Origin of the sequence: Lactobacillus sp. B4007 (genome assembly GCF_026535895.1) — a bacterium.
GTDB lineage: Bacteria > Bacillota > Bacilli > Lactobacillales > Lactobacillaceae > Lactobacillus > Lactobacillus panisapium.
The window spans coordinates 67,085-84,092 of sequence record NZ_JAFNPA010000005.1 but is presented as its reverse complement, the minus strand read 5'-3'; the positions used below and the strand labels follow the sequence as shown (position 1 = coordinate 84,092).

The following is a 17,008-nucleotide window of genomic DNA, read 5'->3' as shown; positions in this document are numbered from 1 at the left end:
GCTTGACTGTTAATCAAGATGTCGTCAGTTCGAGTCTGACAGCCGGAGCAAGTAAGAAAGAGGACTAATGATAGTCCTCTTTTTTGTGCGGTTTTTTAATTCACTTATGATTAAAAGATTAGTCTTATTATATTAGAAAATTGTTAGGTGGCGTGACTTGAACGCACTTTCAATGTACAATAATGAAGGATACGTTTTATCTAAAGGAGGAAATCTCATGGTAGGAATTGTATTAGCCAGCCATGGTGGTTTTGCCGATGGCATTGCGCAGTCAGCGCAAATGTTATTTGGTGAACAAAGCAATTTTGCTCATGTAATTTTGACACCCGATGAGGGGCCAGATGATATTAAGGGCAAAATGGACAAGGCGATTGCTTCATTTGATGATCAAGCTGAAGTATTGCTACTAGTTGATCTATGGGGCGGTACACCGTTTAATCAGGCAAATGGCTTGCTTGAAAATCATCCCAACTGGGCTGTTGTAGCTGGTATGAATTTACCGATGGTTGTTGAAGCTTTAACGCAAAGAATGACTAATCCTGATGCTACAGCTCATGAAATTGCGACTGCAATTGTTGAACCAGCAAAAGATGGTATTAAAACAAAGCCAGCTGAATTAATGCCGAAGTTAGAGAGTAAGTCAGTTTCTGAAACTCAGGAAACTGGCAAAAAGAAGACTATTCCGGAAGGAACAGTTGTTGGTGATGGACACATTAAGTTTGTTTTAGCTCGAATTGATTCACGTCTATTACATGGTCAGGTTGCGACTGGTTGGATTCCAACGATGCACCCTGATCGGGTAATAGTTGTGTCTGACAGTGTTGCTAAAGACGAAATGCGTAAAAGCATGATTCGTGAAGCCGCACCTGCTGGTGTTAAGGCTCACACTGTACCAATTAAAAAGATGATTGAGATTGCTAAAGACCCACGCTTTGGCAATACTCATGCGCTGCTTTTATTTGAAAACCCTGAAGATGTTTTAACTGTTATTAAAGCAGGGGTTGATATTAAAACGGTTAATGTCGGTTCTATGTCTTACTCAGTTGGTGATGTTAATGCTAACAATGTTTTATCAATGAACCAAGAAGATGTAGACACTTTCCACGAACTTGCTAAATTAGGAGTTAAGTTTGACGTACGGAAAGTGCCAACTGACAAAGAGGGCAATATGGACGCTATTTTAAATAAGGCCCAGAGCTTGCTTGACGAGCAAAAGAAATAAGGAAGTAGGAGCAAAAAATGAATGCTATTCAAATGATTTTAGTTGTTCTAGTTGCCTTTCTTGCAGGTATGGAAGGTATCTTAGATCAATGGGAATTCCACCAACCCCTTGTTGCATGTACGTTGATTGGTTTAGTTACTGGTCACTTGGACTTGGGTGTTATTTTAGGTGGTCAATTACAAATGATTGCCTTAGGTTGGGCTAATATCGGTGCTGCTGTGGCTCCAGATGCTGCTTTAGCATCAGTTGCTTCAGCAATTATCCTGGTTGAGAGTGGACAAGGAACTAAAGGAATCGGTATGGCTACAGGTATTGCGATGCCATTAGCTGTTGCCGGACTATTTTTAACCATGATCGTTCGGACCATTTCAACTGCTATTGTGCACATCATGGATGCCGAAGCTAAAAAGGGCAACTGGCGCAAGATTAATATGTGGCAATGGATCGATGTCTGCTTACAGGGGCTGCGAATTGCTATTCCGGCAGCACTCTTGTTAGCAATCCCAGCTTCAACGGTTAAGTATTGGCTGGGCCTAATGCCAACATGGTTGAGTGAAGGTATGTCTCTTGGTGGTGCCATGGTCGTAGCCGTTGGTTATGCAATGGTTATTAACATGATGGCTAGTCGTGAAGTATGGCCATTCTTCGCAATCGGTTTTGCCTTGGCAGCAATCAAGGACCTAACTTTAATTGCCTTAGGTGCAATCGGTCTTGCTATGGCTCTGATGTACCTTGCTCTTGAATCAAAGGGTGGCAATGGCAAATCTAGTTCAGATGATGAAGGTACCGGCGATCCGCTCGGCGATATCATTGATGACTATTAAAGTGATATTTAAGAGGAGGATTTTATTATGGCTGATCAAAAAATCAAATTAACTAAAGCCGACCGCTTCAATGTTATGTGGCACTCACAATTCTTGCAGGCTTCATGGAACTACGAAAGAATGCAAAACGGTGGGTTCGCATACTCACTTATTCCGGCACTAAGAAAATTATATCCAAATAAAGATGACATGGCTGCTGCGCTTCAGCGTCACTTAGTATTCTTCAACGTCCACCCATACCTTGTTTCACCTATTTTAGGTGTTACTTTAGCTTTGGAAGAGGACAAGGCAAATGGAGCTAAAGTTGAAGATGAAGCTATTCAAGGTGTTAAGGTCGGAATGATGGGACCACTAGCTGGTGTTGGTGACCCTGTTTTCTGGTATACTGTGCGGCCAATTTTAGGTGCCCTCGGTGCATCGATGGCTATCCAAGGTAACATCTTAGGGCCAATTCTATTCTTTGTTTTATGGAATGTAATTAGAATTGCCTTTATGTGGTACACCCAAGAATTTGGCTATAAAGCCGGTTCAGCAATTACTAATGATATGTCTGGTGGTCTATTACAAAAGGTAACCCGTGGTGCGTCCATGATGGGGATGTTTGTTTTAGGATCATTAATTGAGCGTTGGGTAAACATTAAGTTTACGCCGATTGTTTCGAAAACACCGGTCCAAAAGGGTGGTTATATTGATTGGAACTCGCTTCCTGCTGGTGCCAAGGGAATTCAACAAGCTCTGCTAGGACAAGCAAATGGTTTATCCTTGACTAAGTTTAAGGTAACTACCTTGCAAAATAACTTGGATATGTTGATTCCAGGTTTAGCTGGTTTACTGCTAACATTCCTTTGCATGTGGCTTTTGAAGAAGAAAGTTTCACCAATTGTAATTATTATTGCTATCTTTATTGTTGGTGTATTATTACACGTTTTACATGTTATTTAGGATAAAATGGTTGAATCACAAAATACTAAAGTCGATTTAACAGCTGAAGCCACTTGGTTTCGTGCAGTTGCTGTATATGGCAAAGCGATGGTGGGCGATAAGGCGTTTGAGTTTTACAATGAACGTAATTTATCTGATTACGTTCAGATACCGTGGAATGAAGTGACTTATGTTGTAGCTGATGTTCATTTTAAAGGACGCTATATACCACGTTTTGAAATCAGAACGCGGACTAGCGGAACATTTATTTTTACAACTAAGAACAATAAAAAAACGCTGCGAGCAATTCGCAAATATGTCCCTGCTGACCATATGCGACAAGCGCTGAGTCTGTGGCAAAATCTCAAAAGAAGATTTTTAAGTAAATAAACAAAAAGAAGTTTTAAGTATGAAATTACTTAAAGCTTCTTTTTTTACTATTTTGTAAATTCTTGAATAGTACCTTTAACACCTAACTTAGTGGCAATTTTGTCTTGAAGTGCATTAATGGCAGTATTAGTTCTATCCTTTTGCTCCTCATTTACTGCTTCCATGATTAAGATTGCGCTAGTTGTGTCTTCAGTCAACATGGTCCTTTCACCATCTCGCCAATTTAGTGAACGACACACCGCACCAGTTTGATCATAATAAATGATTTCATCAGTCCGAGGCGGTTCATTTTTAGTAGCACCGATAGGATAAAATTCTTCATTACCGCTGGCAAGACCTAAATGCATGGTTCCAGCAATTTTAGCAAGATCTTCGCCACCGCAAGGAACGCCATATTCCAGTGAAACGCTGTTGTAGAGATCAACCAGTGGGTTAATTGGGGTAAATGTTCTGCCCTGGGCTACGCGTTTGAGTAATGCTTCAATAGATGCACGAGCGCCCTTTTTCTTTTTAAATTGACTAAAAGCTTCCCGCCATTGGGCAATTACAGGATTATCTTTAAAGTCAGGTTCAGTTAAATATACTTGTGCTTTTTCTTCGGCTTGATTCAATATTTGTTGGTAGCTAGAGACATCGCTAGGGATGTGATTATCAATACCATTGACAACTAGCGTGAAAATTTTAGCTTCAGGAAAGATTTCCCAAAACTTTTGATCAACGACGAATGTTTCCATAATAGTTCCTCCTAAAAAAAGAGCACCTAGCAAACTCTACTAAGACCTAAAGAGTTCACTAAGTGCTATCGCCCGGTGGTGATTAAATATTTTAATTAACCTAAATTTTATTATAAAAATAATGGTAATTCAAGTTTCCCCTAAGGTTATTTTGCCCAGTTAGGCTGCTTCTTTGCGCCAGAATTTGGCAAGACTAAACAAAATAATGAATGTTAATAGGGCGGCAATCATTGAGATACGGTTGCTTGGGAGAATTAATAATAGAATAATCATGATAATGAAAAATGCTAAGGTTGCATAATCCCAGAATGGAAAGCCCGGCATTTTAAAGTCTGTTAATTCAGCAGAATTAGTCTTTTTGCGGTAAGAGATATGGGTTAAAAGCATCAAGCACCAAATAATAAGAAACATACTTGTAGAGGTTGATGAAATAAAATTAAAGGCCTCTTTACCGATAAGAATAATAACAAAGGGGGCCAGTTCCATTAATCCTGCTGATAAAAGCAGCGCATTTTGGGGTAGTTGCCGTCTTAAATGACCAAATGTCTGATTCCATTTTCCCTTGCCATTAAAAGTGACGGAAAACAGTAAACGTCCTGCGCTATACAAAATACTATTAGTTGAAGAGACGGCTGCGGAAATAACAACGAAGTTAATAATTGAACCAGCGTTGCGAATACCCGTAGCTGCGAGTGTTTGCACAAAAGGACTTGAATTGGTCGACACCTTATTCCATGGGATAGCGATTAAAATAGCAATAATGGCCAAAACATAGAATAAAATAATTCGCATTGGCACCTCATTGATTGCCTTTTTAATCGTTACCTTAGGGTTCTGTGCCTCGGCTGCAGTTAAACCAACAAGTTCAACACCGACAAAGCTGAAGATAACCATCTGGAAACCAGCGAAAAAGCCGTTGCTTCCCTGGGCAAAAAAACCACCATTGGTCGTTAAATTAGCTAGGGTGACAGGACCAAAACTGGTTTTGCCCCCAGTTAACAATAAATAACCGACTAAAATGACGAAAGCAATCACAGTTACGATTTTAATAATGGCAAAACTAAACTCGAGGTTGCCGAAAAGGCGTGCTGACAGCAAATTGATGCAAAGCAAAACCGCGATCGTAACAAGTCCTGGCACCCATGTAGGCAGATGGGGGAACCAGTATTGAAAATAAATTCCAAGTGCCGTCATTTCGGCCATTCCTAAAGTGACCCAGCTAATCCAATAAAGATAGCCTGAGATGAAGCCGATATTTTTGCCAAGATATTTTTTAATAAAGTCAATATAAGTATGTTTGGATAAGTCTGAAACGATTAATTCACCCAAAGCACGCATTAATAAAAATAAGAAAATACCAACAATAATGTAAATCAAAATAACGCTTGGACCAGCTCGGCGGATACTGTTACCAACTCCTAGGAAAAGCCCGGTCCCAATGGTTCCACCCAGCGCAATCAGCTGAATGTGGGCATTGGTTAGAGTTCGTTCATAACCCGAGCCTTTTTTTTCATCTTCATCGTTCATCAAATCACTCCAAATTCTATTTCTTTTTTTATATTACAATATTCGATTATAGCATTAGTATGAGAAGTTTGACTGCTAAAAGCTGAAAAAATTCTAAAATTTAATTTGTTTATTGCTAGTAAAAATGGCCGAATGCCTTGTTATTGTAGTATGATAAACTATATTAAATTATAATTAAGGAGGAATGCTGAATGTTTACTTGCTGTGAATTTGAGATTAATGGTTACGAAGTTAAATTGGCATTACCCGAAGTAAAATATGCGGACAAGCTCTATGACATAATTGCTCATGATCGCGCTGAACTAGCACATTTTTTACCTTGGGCGGGAAAAATGTCAGCGGTTGAAGATGAGGTCGATTTTATCAGGGCTATGCGAAATGATTTCGCGCAATACCGTAAGTTGCCGCTAGTCGTCTTGGTCAATGAACAGCCAGCCGGGATGGTCGATTTACATACTATTAAGTGGAAGAATGAAAGTGCCGAAATTGGTTACTGGTTGTCTCAAGTTTATCAAAAAAAGGGTATCATGACTGAAGCAGTCAGGCGACTAGTTGCTTTTTCTTTTAACGAACTCGGATTACATCAAGTCAAGCTTCTAGCGGACCACAACAACCTTGCCAGTAGAGCAATTGCTGAAAGACTAAATTTTACGCATGTTGCGCTTTTAAAGGATGAAGTTAAGTATCACGGTAAGTTTTGCGATATGGATTTATACACCATGATTAAACAATAAGATGGTAAATAAAAAATTCACGACCAAACTAAGTTTAGTTGATCAGTGAATTTTTTTATTAATCTTCATAACCGTTTGGATGCTTTTGGTGCCATTGCCATGCGCTTGCAATCGTATCTTCAGCTGTTTCATGCTTAGGTTGCCAGTTTAAAATGGTTCTTGCCTTAGTCGAGTCAGCGACTAGGCTATCAGGATCGCCAGAACGCCTTGGTCCCATTGTGTAAGGGATGTCGATACCAGTAACTTGGCGTGCTGCTTGTAAAATCTCTAAATTGGAGTACCCGTGAGCAGTTCCGATATTAAATACATCAGATTGCTTGTTTTTAATTAAGTACTTTAAGGCCAAGATATGCGCATCGATCAGGTCATTAACCTCAACGTAATCACGGATATTAGTGCCATCTTTAGTATCATAGTCATTGCCAAAGATAGTAAACTTCCCGTCACCGGAAATGGCGCTGCGCAGAATATTAGGTACCAGATGGGTTTCAGGGTGATGATCCTCGCCAATTTCGCCGTTATTACCAGCACCAGCAACATTAAAGTACCGTAAAGCAATTGATTTGATGCCATCAGCCTGATCAGCCCAATGAATAATTTTTTCCATCATTACTTTAGTATCGCCATATGGATTGATTGGGTTCAGGGGTGATTCTTCAGTGATCGGCAACTTTTCCGGAATACCATAAGTGGCTGCACTTGAAGAGAAAATCAGATACTTAACCTTGGCATCATTCATTGCCTCAAGCAGGGCAATCATTCCCGCAACATTATTATCATAGTATTTGAGGGGCTTTTTCACTGATTCAGGGACTAAAGAGTAAGCGGCAAAGTGCATTACTGCGTCAATTTTTTCATTACGTAAAATTTGGCTAACTAAGAACTTATCTTCAATATCGCCTTGATAAAATTTGGCTTGAGGGTCAACTGCTTTTCTATGTCCGGTATATAAAGCATCAAGAACGACTACTTCATAGCCTTGTTTAACCAATTCACTGACTGCCACAGAGCCAATATAGCCAGCACCACCAATAACTAATATGCGCATAATTACCTCCATTGAATATATGTAGTTAACTTGATTTTAGCATAGAATAGGAGCGAATTTCAGTTTTTTCTAAATGATAATTGACAGCAAAAAAATTTTGCAATAGACTTACTTTTAGTAAGATGAATAGAAAGAAGTAGGCAAATGATTCATAATTCAACAATTAATAAGCAAATTAATCATCGTTCGATCCGAAAATTTAAGGATAAAAGTTTAGATTCTGAGCAATTAACAACTTTGTACACAGTTTTTCAACACACAGCAACTAGTATGTTTATGCAAAACGCTAGTTTACTGCATATTACTGATCAAGCTAAGCGGGAAAAGATTAGGGAACTTTGTGGTCAAAAATATGTTGGTGCTGAAGGTGATTTGTTTATTTTTATTGTTGACCTTTACCGAAACCAGCAAATTCGTCAACAGCTTAATAAGGACGATGGCCGCGTTCATACGACGGATATTTTTTTCCAGGCAATGGAAGATACGCTTCTGGCTTGGCAAAATGTTGCTAATGCGGTCGAAAGCATGGAATTGGGTTATGTTCCGCTGGGGACAATTAATGATCATCCCCTTGAAATGCTTGCTGAACTTGACTTGCCACCACTAACTTTTCCAGTCTTGGGGATGCAGGTCGGTATCCCAGATCAAGAACCGCAGTTAAAACCGCGTTTGCCTCTAGAATTTACTACTTTTGAAAACGAATATCCCCGGGACTTTAAAGTGGACAAATTGCGCGACTATGATCAAGTTGTCACCACTTATTATGATTTGCGTGATTCCAACAAACGAATTGATTCGTTTACCAAGCAAATCACCGGTGCAAAATTAGATAATAAAACGACTGACCGGGACCAACTGCCGGAACTGCTTCATCAACAGGGCTTATGCCTAGATTGGAAGTAGGCAATTAAACCTATTGCTGTAAACAAGCAATAGGTTTTTTGTCTGGCAATATTAAAGAAAGTCCGACATTTAATTGCACGTTTTTTTTAGTTTTGGTATAATTTGAATGTTGCAAAAATTGCTGATTTAGCTCAGTTGGTAGAGCGTTTCCCTCGTAAAGAAAAGGTCGCCAGTTCGATTCTGGCAATCAGCATAAATTTATCGTTTAATATTTCAAAGCCTTTCAAATGAATCCTATTAGGACAGCATTTGAAAGGTTTTTGTTTGTTTTGAAAAATCATGAAATAAGTTTGATTTTAAGTAAATAGGCACACCAATAGACGCGCGAAGGGTGAATATGTTTGTAGTGTGTTTAAGTGAGTGAGAGTGTTCTAAATAGTATGATGGGCAGGCTGTAATTGCCTGCTTTTTTAGTTTGCGGGTTAAACCTGTATTTTACATAGAATCAAAAAAAGGATAAAATTTAATTGAAATTATATGAGGAGAAAAGGCTTATGTTGGCAGATATAATAACTAAACTTATTAGAAAAGATGAAGATGAGTATCACGATTTTAAAGAAGAATGGTACGTTCAAAATAAAAAAGATGAAATGATAAAAGACATATTTAGCTTCGTTAATACGGCTCACCATCATGATTGCTATTTAATAATGGGCGTTAAAAACGATCGCAACCATACTATAGTAGGCGTTGAAAAAGATGAAAATAGATATAATACGCAAAATTTAACAGATTATTTAGAGCATTTACCTATTGCTAATCATGAAACTCCTGTTGTAAGGGTGGAATCCTTACCGATAAAAAAGCATACTATAGATGTGATTATTATAAAGGATTTTAATCAAGTACCAGTATATTTAACAAAACAATATCGTCCTAAAAAGTGTGAAAATAGAATTCAACCAGGACAGATTTTCTGTAGATTAAATGATACTAATACGGCAATAAATCAAACTGCCAAAGACTATCAGGTGGAAAAATTATGGAAAAAAAGGTTTAGATTAGATTTACCACCTAAAGAGCAATATAAATATAAACTTTCGGATATAACTAATTGGGAATACTCTGAGGATGGAGAAAAAAGGTTTTTATATGAATTTGATCCTGATTATTGCATGTATTTGGTGGATGATATTGATAAGGCCCCGCGTCATAAAATACAGTCATATTCCTTATCACAAAACAGAGCCCGTGTAAACTGGGAAACACTAAATTTGATGTATAAAGATCGTTTGATAAAAAGTTTCACAGTAGTGTATTTAGATCAATATAGATTTCTCACTGTTTATCCACAAGAATCTTGCTTAGAATCAAACTATAATTCTATGTTGGTTTATAGATATATTCTGGCTGATTCAATTGATTCCTATGTAGAAGAATTTTTGTTAAATCAGAAGAATGCTTCTTCTCCTTCACCAGACAGTTTCCAAAAAGATAAGCTTCTAGAAAGTATTGTAGTTTTTAAGGATATCGAACAAAAAAATATTATTGATAAAGAGTTGAAAAAGGATATATCCGTAATTAGAAAAGAAGTAAAGCCAAAATCTAGTCAGCTGAATCCAATCCAGAAAAAAGTTAAACTAGAATTTAAATATGAAGATGAAGTGTCTATCAATGAGATAACTGCAGCATGCCAAGAATTTAATCTTGGAGTATATATAAATAAATCCAAATTTCTAAGATAAATGAAGTTAACTCAACCCTATAAATTGCTACATTTTCAGCAATAAAAAATAATATAAGAACGCTATATGTAACTTCAAAAAAGATCATGAATCGAGAATTGTTCCAATGAAAGATAGAGAAATAGAGCTATAATACCAATTAATTATAACGGATATGAATTTAAACTAATGCCTGGTCCGCATAATATATTGCATAGAGAAGTTTGCAGAAATTTGCTCCAAAATTTGCGGGTAGCTCTAAATTACTTTGTATAGGTGACAGAGAATAGAAAGACTTAAAATTTGATAGGGCTTTAACACATGTCTTGGGCTTTCCTATGAATATGTATGAATCAATACCAGATATTATCTTGCACCAAGAAGAGAAAAATTGGATATTTTTAATTGAGTGTGTTGCATCAACTGGACCTATGTCAGTAGATAGAGTTGAAAAATTAGAAAAGCAAAAGCATATAAAGGAAATTCAGGTTTAGTATTTGTTACAGCATTTCAGGATTGGAGGGAATATAAAAAATTTGTAGAAAGTATTACGTGAGAAATAGAAATATGGATAGCTGATTTTCTAGATCACATGATATATGAATGGGAATAAATTCATAGACCGTACGATAGTAAGTAATTTTTATATTTATTTTAGGTATGAAACTATTTGGTAAATTCAACTTATCTGACCAATGTAAATGCCACAGAAAAATAAACATTAAGAATGAGAAGGTATGAGCGAAGAGTAAAGTCTAAATGTGAAGGGGCAAATTAACAGCTGCTTCGGAATGTGCAGCCTTATGAAGAAAAATGGGTTTTGTCGTGTAAGTTAAGCCCGAGGTAATAAATACATTTTAATTGATAATAAGAAATATAGAATAATTGTATTTATTAACAACATGGGAAGTAGAGATAGCATTTCAGAAAGAATAATCATTAATTATATGAAAAAGGCCGGAAGTCTCCGGCTTTTTTCATATAATTAAATCAAATTCATAAAATTGCGAATCATTATTGAATTGAGGTCTTTAAAAATAATTTTATTTGGATTTGATAGGTTCTGACATAGCTCAATTTTTAATTTATTTAATGTTTTTTCATTATTCATAGTCAGCATAATTAATTCCTGAGCATGACCCAAAAGCTGATTATGATAGTGATCATAGAGACTAATCAAGTTATTGTTTTTACAACTTCTGTATTTTGCATTGATATCTAAAATAAGTTGACTAATTAGAATTAGAGTTAGTGTCTTCAGTGAAGTTTTCTTATTGTATAGTCCTTGATACAAATCATACTTAGTTTTTATACAGTGGTTGTTAACATGAGTGAACTTCAAAAAATTTTGCTTTGAATCGTATCTACTAATGATTTTTGGGATGGTAAACAACAAAGTGTCTAAAACACTTTGATTATTAGGAAAAAGCAATTTTTTCCAAGCTGCTGAGCTTCCATACTGTATCTTAGAAATTATTAATAATTCAATTCCTGTTGGCCTATAACCCTTTGCCAAATGCATGATTCTTAATTCATCTTCTTCATTTTTATCAATATTTCGGTATCTTTCCTCCTCTTTCAGTGAATTGATTATTTCAGCAAATTCTCTATACGTGATGTTTAGATGGCTTAGATATTGAATCAAACCATTTTGATTGGTGTGCTCCATGTATGATTACAATGCGCATTGATATGTCCTCCTTTAATTTAATTGGTACCTATAATAACGATATATCCTTTTTGATTTTTTGGGGCTGTGGCTCTATATTATGAAAAATCCCATTTAATAGCTTTAATCATGCTTTTAATTTATAAAAATAAAAAAATGTCAATACCGATTTTTATTACTTCTATAGAGGGATAGAAAAAGGTATTTTTTATTTGTTTCATTATAGATTAAATAAAAAGCAAGGTCATGACCGATTTGTAACCAATAATATTTAGGAGGACAAATTTTGGCAGAAATAAAAAATACTTCAAATAATAAGCTAATAATTGATAACCAGAAAGAGAGTACAAGCAAAATACATGACAAAAATATTTCTACTCTTTCTGACAGTCATTTAAACAAAAACTCCCTAATTCAATCCTACATGGAAATGGAATTAGAGAGGGTAATGGGTAATTACTTCGTATTTGATAACCTTGAATACCAGGAAGCTCCTGACTATAACGATAGTAACAAGATTAATAAGGCAACCATTTATGCAGTTAAGGTAATCAGTAAAAAAGCGGCGCTGCCATTTGGTTCGATTATTAATGTAAAAGTAAAGGATACTGAACCACTTTTCACAGAACATGAAATTGAAAACATCACCGCAACTGCTTTCTACAAGGCATTAATAGATGTCAAGGAGGCTAGTTAATAATGATCAATAATAAATTAGAATATGATACGCAATATCCATGGGGTATTAGTCCAATGAGTTTTGGAATCGTAGCATTTCCGTGGATATTTTGTGTGATGGTTTTTTGGCTAATATCAAGTATGAATGGTGATAGCAACTTCGTGGTTGCATTATTGATTGCTATGATTCCCATATTCATATTATTAATATACGAATTCAATCGATTGAAGAACTTTGGCTGGCTAGTTACTGCAATTCAAAATGTAGTCAGTTCTGCTAGACTAATCAAGGAAGTAAATCCACCATATCGAACAATCTTTGGCTATAATAAAGTGCAAAAGGGGCCAATTTTTGAAATTGAACAAATTAATGAAAATAGGTATTCAGTAACGTACATCCCTAATGGGTGCCCCAATCAAACCACCGACTTATTGCCATTATTGCAGGCCGAGCTTCCACAATGTATAGTACTGTTGAATGACTGTCTACCAAAAAAGTACATTATTATAACTGGGGGTAGGAATTAACGTGTGAAGGAATGTGTACTTAACTATACTTTGTTAGCAATGTTAAACAGCGACAAAGAGGTTTAGAATATAATGTAAGTGTTTACACAAATTAAGGAAAGTGTTACTGTAACTACATAAAAGTTATTTCGTTAGAGTTAACAAGCTAGATAGGGGGCTTGAATGATGAAATGGCAAATCAAACCAGTTACAGTAGAGCAAAAATTACCTGCACTGTTTAATAAGAGGGGGCATTTTGCTAATTCAACATACTTGATTTCGTTGAAAAATGGTTTAACACTGGATGTAAGTAAATATCCTGAATTAAAAAAGTTGGGATATTGGATCGTACCTGGAGATTGCACCAATTTGCGTGTCTGGTCACCAAAGGCCCAGCCCGAATTAGCGAATAAGTTTTGTGAAATAACGGGACTAAAACAGTCGGATTTTGATATCGGATCAATCGCTGGTTTGTGGTATTTGTATTAAATAATTTGTAGATAATAAACCCCATAATTAGGACTTCTAATTATGGGATTTTTTGTTTTAAGAGAAGACTTAGTACAAAAAACACACAGCTTTAATCGCTGTGTGTCAGATAACTTCTTAATAGTTTAGTCTTTTTACTTTTTTCTCAATAACATTGACTAAGTGATAAAAATTTAAGCGTAATAGTCAATGATTGCTTTTAAAGTTTTGGCGGCGTCTTTTTTACCAGTGCCTTCTTCGTAATATCGCCTGAATCGCGCATCCCCTACATACATATTTGCCAGCTCCTTATGGGCTTTAGATGAGTATTGTCCGGTTGGCCACATGGCTAACAAATATTTTTGATGAAGATTAAAAAGATGTTGAGCAGCTGCTTTCGTAACATCCAGTTTCCCAACTAAAGGCCTTAACTCTATTAGTATTTGCTTCTTAATATCTTCTACATGATTGAAATCTTTTTCTGAAAATGAACAGAATTTTTCTTTACTAGCATCGATTGTTTCATCACCATAATTAGAGCGAATTTCTTTGCCGTACTTCTTTTCATTGTCAACAATTGCTTGAGCCTTAAGCGCTGTGAATTTTTCTACATCGTTCATTTGAGTTTTTCCTTTCATTACTGCAAGTGTTTTGTCTAAGGAAATAATCAGATCGTTCAACCGCTTTTGTTCATTAACAAGCTTTTGCCGCTGACTTTGCAGAGTCACGAGTTGCTGTTTTTGTGAGCTTACCATTACTTGTTTAATTTGTGCTAACGGTAAATCAAACAATTTTAAGAGCATTATCTTTTGTAGTTGATCAACTTCGGTTTCTTCATAATAACGATAATTGTTTTCTGGATCTCTTCGCGCTTTTAAAAGACCACACTTATCATAGTAACGTAATGTTCTGGTAGAAATACCTGCTAACTTGGCTAAGTCGTTTATTGAATATGACATGATTAAATCCCTCACTTGCAAAACAAAGTATAATCTTTGACGTTACGTCAAGGTCAAGAAAAAGCAAACTAATTTAATGCACATTAAAATGGCGCTAATAATAGGGTTTTACTGCATTTTCGGTTACTTAAAGTCTATTAGATATTTCCCGCAATAGTAAGGGTAACAGTAAAAAAAGCCATTTTCTTACAAAATAGCTTAACTAAAATAATTGCAAGATTTTTTGCTGAGCCTCACGGCCTTCTTTTATCCAAGTCTTAATCTTATCATTGTCGACGCGATAAACCGGGGCACTAATACTAAATGCTCCAAAAATATGATCGTTTTTTACCAAAGAAAAGCCAATACAATAGACGTTGTCCTGATTTTTAATTAGGGTAGAGAGCCAGCTAACTTTTTCTGTTACCTCAAAAAACATGTAATTCATTATTCATTTCTAACTTCATATCTCGTTAACTATCCACTTTTTCTTGAATAGTGAATTTGGTTATTTGGTTTTCAGATTAAGCAAAAAATAGTGCAAAATTACTAAGCAAAACAAGCAATTCACTAATTTTGCTGGTTATAAAATCGATGTCTGCGTGTTAGCAAAGACTAACCAAGATAAAAGACATAGTCCAAAATAGGACTATGTCTTTTTCATATACTAGTAATTAAGTTCTTTACTAATTAACCACATTAAGCTCTTTGCCTGCTAAAAAGGCCTTCAGGTTATCAATGGCGATTCCTAGTAGCCGATCACGCGTTTCGCGCGGTGCCCAAGCAATGTGGGGTGTGATGTAGCAGTTCTTTGCCGTTAATAACGGACTGTCAGTAGGAATTGGCTCCTTGGTGGCAACATCAACACCAGCTGCCCCAATTTTGCCATTATTCAAAGCGTCGGCAACATCTTGCTCGTTAATTAAGCCCCCGCGTGCTGTATTAAGTAATAGAACGCCATCCTTCATCTTGGTAATTGCTTCTCGGTCAATCATTTCGGTTGTTTCAGGTGCTTGTGGCACGTGAAGACTAATAATGTCGGCTTGTTGATATAATTCATCCAGACTAACTTGTTTGACGTAGTTTGGAAGGTTTGTTTTTGGCCGATGATTATAAAAAATGACCTTCATTGAAAAGGCGTGAGCAATTTCGGCGACTTTTTGTGCGATGCTACCAAAGCCAATTAGACCCATTGTTTTACCTTGCAGTTCGATTAATGGTTTTGCCCAGAAAGTAAAATCAGGATTGCTGCTCCAGCGGCCCTCGTGAACCAGTTTATTGTGCAAACCAACTTGGCTAGTAATTTCAAGTAAAAGGGCGAAAGTGAACTGTGCTACTGCGTCCGTGCCGTAAGTTGGAATGTTAGTGACGGGGATGTTAGCTGTCCGTGCAGCTGCAGTATCAATCACATTGTACCCGGTAGCTGTGACGCCAATGTATTTAAGATTAGGTGCTTTGGTGATAACACTTCGATTTAATGGTGTTTTATTAGTTAACACTATTTCAGCATCACCGATTCTGTGCAAAATCTCGGCATCATCATTGACTGGTGTTCGATCATAAATGGTACATTCGCCCAACTGCTTAAGGGGTGTCCAATCAAGGTCACCGGGGTTTAAGGCATAACTATCCAAATTCACAATTTTCATTTTTAAACCTCATTTGTTCATTTTTAATCTCTAGTTTACTACAGTTTGAAAAAGTACCAACTATGAAACAGTTCAATATAGTCTAATACTACAATTTGACAGTAAAAATAGATAATTTTACAATGAATTAGTGTTCTGCTTTTTTAGCTTTTTTTATATATAGTTTAGTTATTTGGGTAAAAGATAAAGTGGGAGAAGAAGTTTTATTATCCAATACTGCTATTCCAGATTTTGGGAGCTGATGAAAGTAGTTAATAGACATATAATGTTGTTATAAATGTAAGGAGCAAGTAATGAAAAAGTGCCCTAATTGTGGTGCCCTAATGGAAAATGGGGTTAATTTTTGTACTAAATGCGGTAGTGATTTACGTTCAATTACGTTAGAAAAAGACCCGGAGCAGGCTACTACTGCAACTGAAAAAACTGCGCCAGTTGTGGCTGAAGTTAATCAGCAGCATGTTAATTCTGGTAGCTATTTGCAAAATTATTGGGAATGGCTGGTTGAATCATGGAAACATCCCGCAGACAGCAATTTAACTGCTCAAAGCTGGTACGGCTGGTTAACAATTTTAATTGAAGATGTTTTATTTGTTACTGGATTATATTTCTTTGCCAAGTCAGTTATTACCGGTGCAATTGGCTTAGTCAATCATTTCGGAGTCGATACCAGAGGTTGGGGCAATTTTGATATTTCTTTCAGCATTGTCTTTCGGGTATTTTTAATCGTCCTAATTTTCCAAGTGATTGTGATTGCTAGTCACTTTGCGGCCTATAAATTTATTTATGATGAGCAAGTTCATCTACTAGATTTTGTCAACCACGGGATTCATGCTAGTAACCTAAATTTGATTTTGACGGTCATTTTCTTTTTATTAATGGTTTTAGGGCTTAACAGTATCAGATTTACTTTATTTTTAGTTTTACTATTATTTGTTTTATTCTTTATTGGTCAAGAAGTTGCCTTACTAGCAAATGATGGTGCTCGACGGGACAAAGCATATGGCGCTTTGCTTGCTTTTGGCATTATTTTTGTTTGTAGTTTGATTATGAACTCGCTTATTTATAATTCCGTTTTACGGTCAGTTTTTAATCAAATTATTTCAGGTTTTAATGGTTCAATGTAGATGGTGTA

The 17,008-nt window shown here is 36.2% G+C and carries 18 protein-coding genes, 1 tRNA gene and 1 pseudogene; 13 read left to right on the top strand and 7 right to left on the bottom strand.

Annotation, left to right across the window (positions count from 1 at the left end):
- The first annotated feature begins 217 nt into the window (after window positions 1-217).
- From J3U54_RS08605 to J3U54_RS08590, 4 genes are read left to right on the top strand one after another with little or no spacing between them, the layout of a single operon-like run.
- Complete coding sequence (locus tag J3U54_RS08605; RefSeq protein ID WP_267385754.1) at window positions 218-1,222, top strand: mannose/fructose/sorbose PTS transporter subunit IIA; 1,005 nt, start codon at window positions 218-220, stop codon at window positions 1,220-1,222.
- Window positions 1,223-1,239: 17 nt separating this feature from the next.
- Window positions 1,240-2,046 carry a PTS mannose/fructose/sorbose transporter subunit IIC gene (locus J3U54_RS08600; protein ID WP_220220724.1) on the top strand — a complete coding sequence of 269 codons (807 nt, stop codon included), beginning with the start codon at window positions 1,240-1,242 and terminating at the stop codon, window positions 2,044-2,046.
- 27 nt (window positions 2,047-2,073) lie between these two features.
- Window positions 2,074-2,988 carry a PTS system mannose/fructose/sorbose family transporter subunit IID gene (locus J3U54_RS08595; RefSeq protein ID WP_220220725.1) on the top strand — a complete coding sequence of 305 codons (915 nt, stop codon included), beginning with the start codon at window positions 2,074-2,076 and terminating at the stop codon, window positions 2,986-2,988.
- 6 nt (window positions 2,989-2,994) lie between these two features.
- Window positions 2,995-3,357: a DUF956 family protein gene (locus J3U54_RS08590; RefSeq protein ID WP_103753121.1), complete on the top strand. Its 363-nt coding sequence runs from the start codon at window positions 2,995-2,997 to the stop codon at window positions 3,355-3,357.
- Between the two features lie 47 nt (window positions 3,358-3,404).
- Here J3U54_RS08590 and J3U54_RS08585 read toward each other — a convergent pair whose 3' ends face one another.
- Window positions 3,405-4,091: a B3/4 domain-containing protein gene (locus J3U54_RS08585; RefSeq protein ID WP_103753120.1), complete on the bottom strand. Its 687-nt coding sequence runs from the start codon at window positions 4,089-4,091 to the stop codon at window positions 3,405-3,407.
- A gap of 159 nt (window positions 4,092-4,250) precedes the next feature.
- Entirely contained in the window at window positions 4,251-5,618 is a 1,368-nt protein-coding gene (locus J3U54_RS08580) for an amino acid permease (RefSeq protein ID WP_267385750.1), read from the bottom strand.
- A 191-nt stretch (window positions 5,619-5,809) separates the two neighbouring features.
- On the opposite strand from J3U54_RS08580, the gene J3U54_RS08575 reads away from it, so the two are divergent.
- Window positions 5,810-6,352, top strand: coding sequence for a GNAT family N-acetyltransferase (locus tag J3U54_RS08575; RefSeq protein WP_267385749.1), 543 nt, complete (start codon window positions 5,810-5,812; stop codon window positions 6,350-6,352).
- A gap of 58 nt (window positions 6,353-6,410) precedes the next feature.
- On the opposite strand, the gene galE is transcribed toward J3U54_RS08575, so the two are convergent.
- On the bottom strand, window positions 6,411-7,400 hold the full coding sequence (gene galE, locus J3U54_RS08570) for a UDP-glucose 4-epimerase GalE (RefSeq protein WP_267385748.1): 990 nt from the start codon (window positions 7,398-7,400) through the stop codon (window positions 6,411-6,413).
- A 144-nt stretch (window positions 7,401-7,544) separates the two neighbouring features.
- Here galE and J3U54_RS08565 point away from each other — a divergent pair, with 144 nt between their 5' ends.
- The 4 genes and pseudogenes from J3U54_RS08565 to J3U54_RS08550 form a co-directional block, all read left to right on the top strand.
- Window positions 7,545-8,303, top strand: coding sequence for an NADPH-dependent oxidoreductase (locus J3U54_RS08565; protein ID WP_220220730.1), 759 nt, complete (start codon window positions 7,545-7,547; stop codon window positions 8,301-8,303).
- Between the two features lie 120 nt (window positions 8,304-8,423).
- Window positions 8,424-8,496 (top strand) — tRNA-Thr (locus J3U54_RS08560).
- 301 nt (window positions 8,497-8,797) lie between these two features.
- Entirely contained in the window at window positions 8,798-9,988 is a 1,191-nt protein-coding gene (locus tag J3U54_RS08555) for an ATP-binding protein (RefSeq protein WP_267385747.1), read from the top strand.
- A gap of 287 nt (window positions 9,989-10,275) precedes the next feature.
- Window positions 10,276-10,461, top strand: a pseudogene (locus J3U54_RS08550) (BsuBI/PstI family type II restriction endonuclease); the annotation flags it as partial.
- A 491-nt stretch (window positions 10,462-10,952) separates the two neighbouring features.
- On the opposite strand, the gene J3U54_RS08545 reads toward J3U54_RS08550, so the two are convergent.
- On the bottom strand, window positions 10,953-11,636 hold the full coding sequence (locus J3U54_RS08545; RefSeq protein WP_267385746.1) for a hypothetical protein: 684 nt from the start codon (window positions 11,634-11,636) through the stop codon (window positions 10,953-10,955).
- Window positions 11,637-11,922: 286 nt separating this feature from the next.
- Between J3U54_RS08545 and J3U54_RS08540 the strand changes: the two genes are divergently transcribed.
- The 3 genes from J3U54_RS08540 to J3U54_RS08530 all read left to right on the top strand — a co-directional run bounded on the left by J3U54_RS08540 (window position 11,923) and on the right by J3U54_RS08530 (window position 13,310).
- Complete coding sequence (locus tag J3U54_RS08540) at window positions 11,923-12,333, top strand: hypothetical protein (protein ID WP_267385745.1); 411 nt, start codon at window positions 11,923-11,925, stop codon at window positions 12,331-12,333.
- 2 nt (window positions 12,334-12,335) lie between these two features.
- On the top strand, window positions 12,336-12,842 hold the full coding sequence (locus J3U54_RS08535; RefSeq protein WP_267385744.1) for a hypothetical protein: 507 nt from the start codon (window positions 12,336-12,338) through the stop codon (window positions 12,840-12,842).
- 162 nt (window positions 12,843-13,004) lie between these two features.
- On the top strand, window positions 13,005-13,310 hold the full coding sequence (locus J3U54_RS08530; protein ID WP_267385743.1) for a hypothetical protein: 306 nt from the start codon (window positions 13,005-13,007) through the stop codon (window positions 13,308-13,310).
- Between the two features lie 173 nt (window positions 13,311-13,483).
- Here J3U54_RS08530 and J3U54_RS08525 read toward each other — a convergent pair whose 3' ends face one another.
- From J3U54_RS08525 to J3U54_RS08515, 3 genes are all read right to left on the bottom strand, one after another.
- Window positions 13,484-14,248 (bottom strand): MerR family transcriptional regulator, encoded by a 765-nt coding sequence (locus J3U54_RS08525; RefSeq protein WP_267385742.1) that lies wholly within the window; start codon window positions 14,246-14,248, stop codon window positions 13,484-13,486.
- A 202-nt stretch (window positions 14,249-14,450) separates the two neighbouring features.
- Complete coding sequence (locus J3U54_RS08520) at window positions 14,451-14,675, bottom strand: hypothetical protein (protein WP_267385741.1); 225 nt, start codon at window positions 14,673-14,675, stop codon at window positions 14,451-14,453.
- A gap of 238 nt (window positions 14,676-14,913) precedes the next feature.
- A complete protein-coding gene (locus tag J3U54_RS08515; protein ID WP_267385740.1) occupies window positions 14,914-15,876 on the bottom strand; it encodes a D-2-hydroxyacid dehydrogenase in 963 nt (320 codons plus the stop codon).
- A 293-nt stretch (window positions 15,877-16,169) separates the two neighbouring features.
- Between J3U54_RS08515 and J3U54_RS08510 the strand changes: the two genes are divergently transcribed.
- Window positions 16,170-17,000: a zinc ribbon domain-containing protein gene (locus J3U54_RS08510; protein WP_267385739.1), complete on the top strand. Its 831-nt coding sequence runs from the start codon at window positions 16,170-16,172 to the stop codon at window positions 16,998-17,000.
- The last annotated feature ends 8 nt before the right edge of the window (window positions 17,001-17,008 follow it).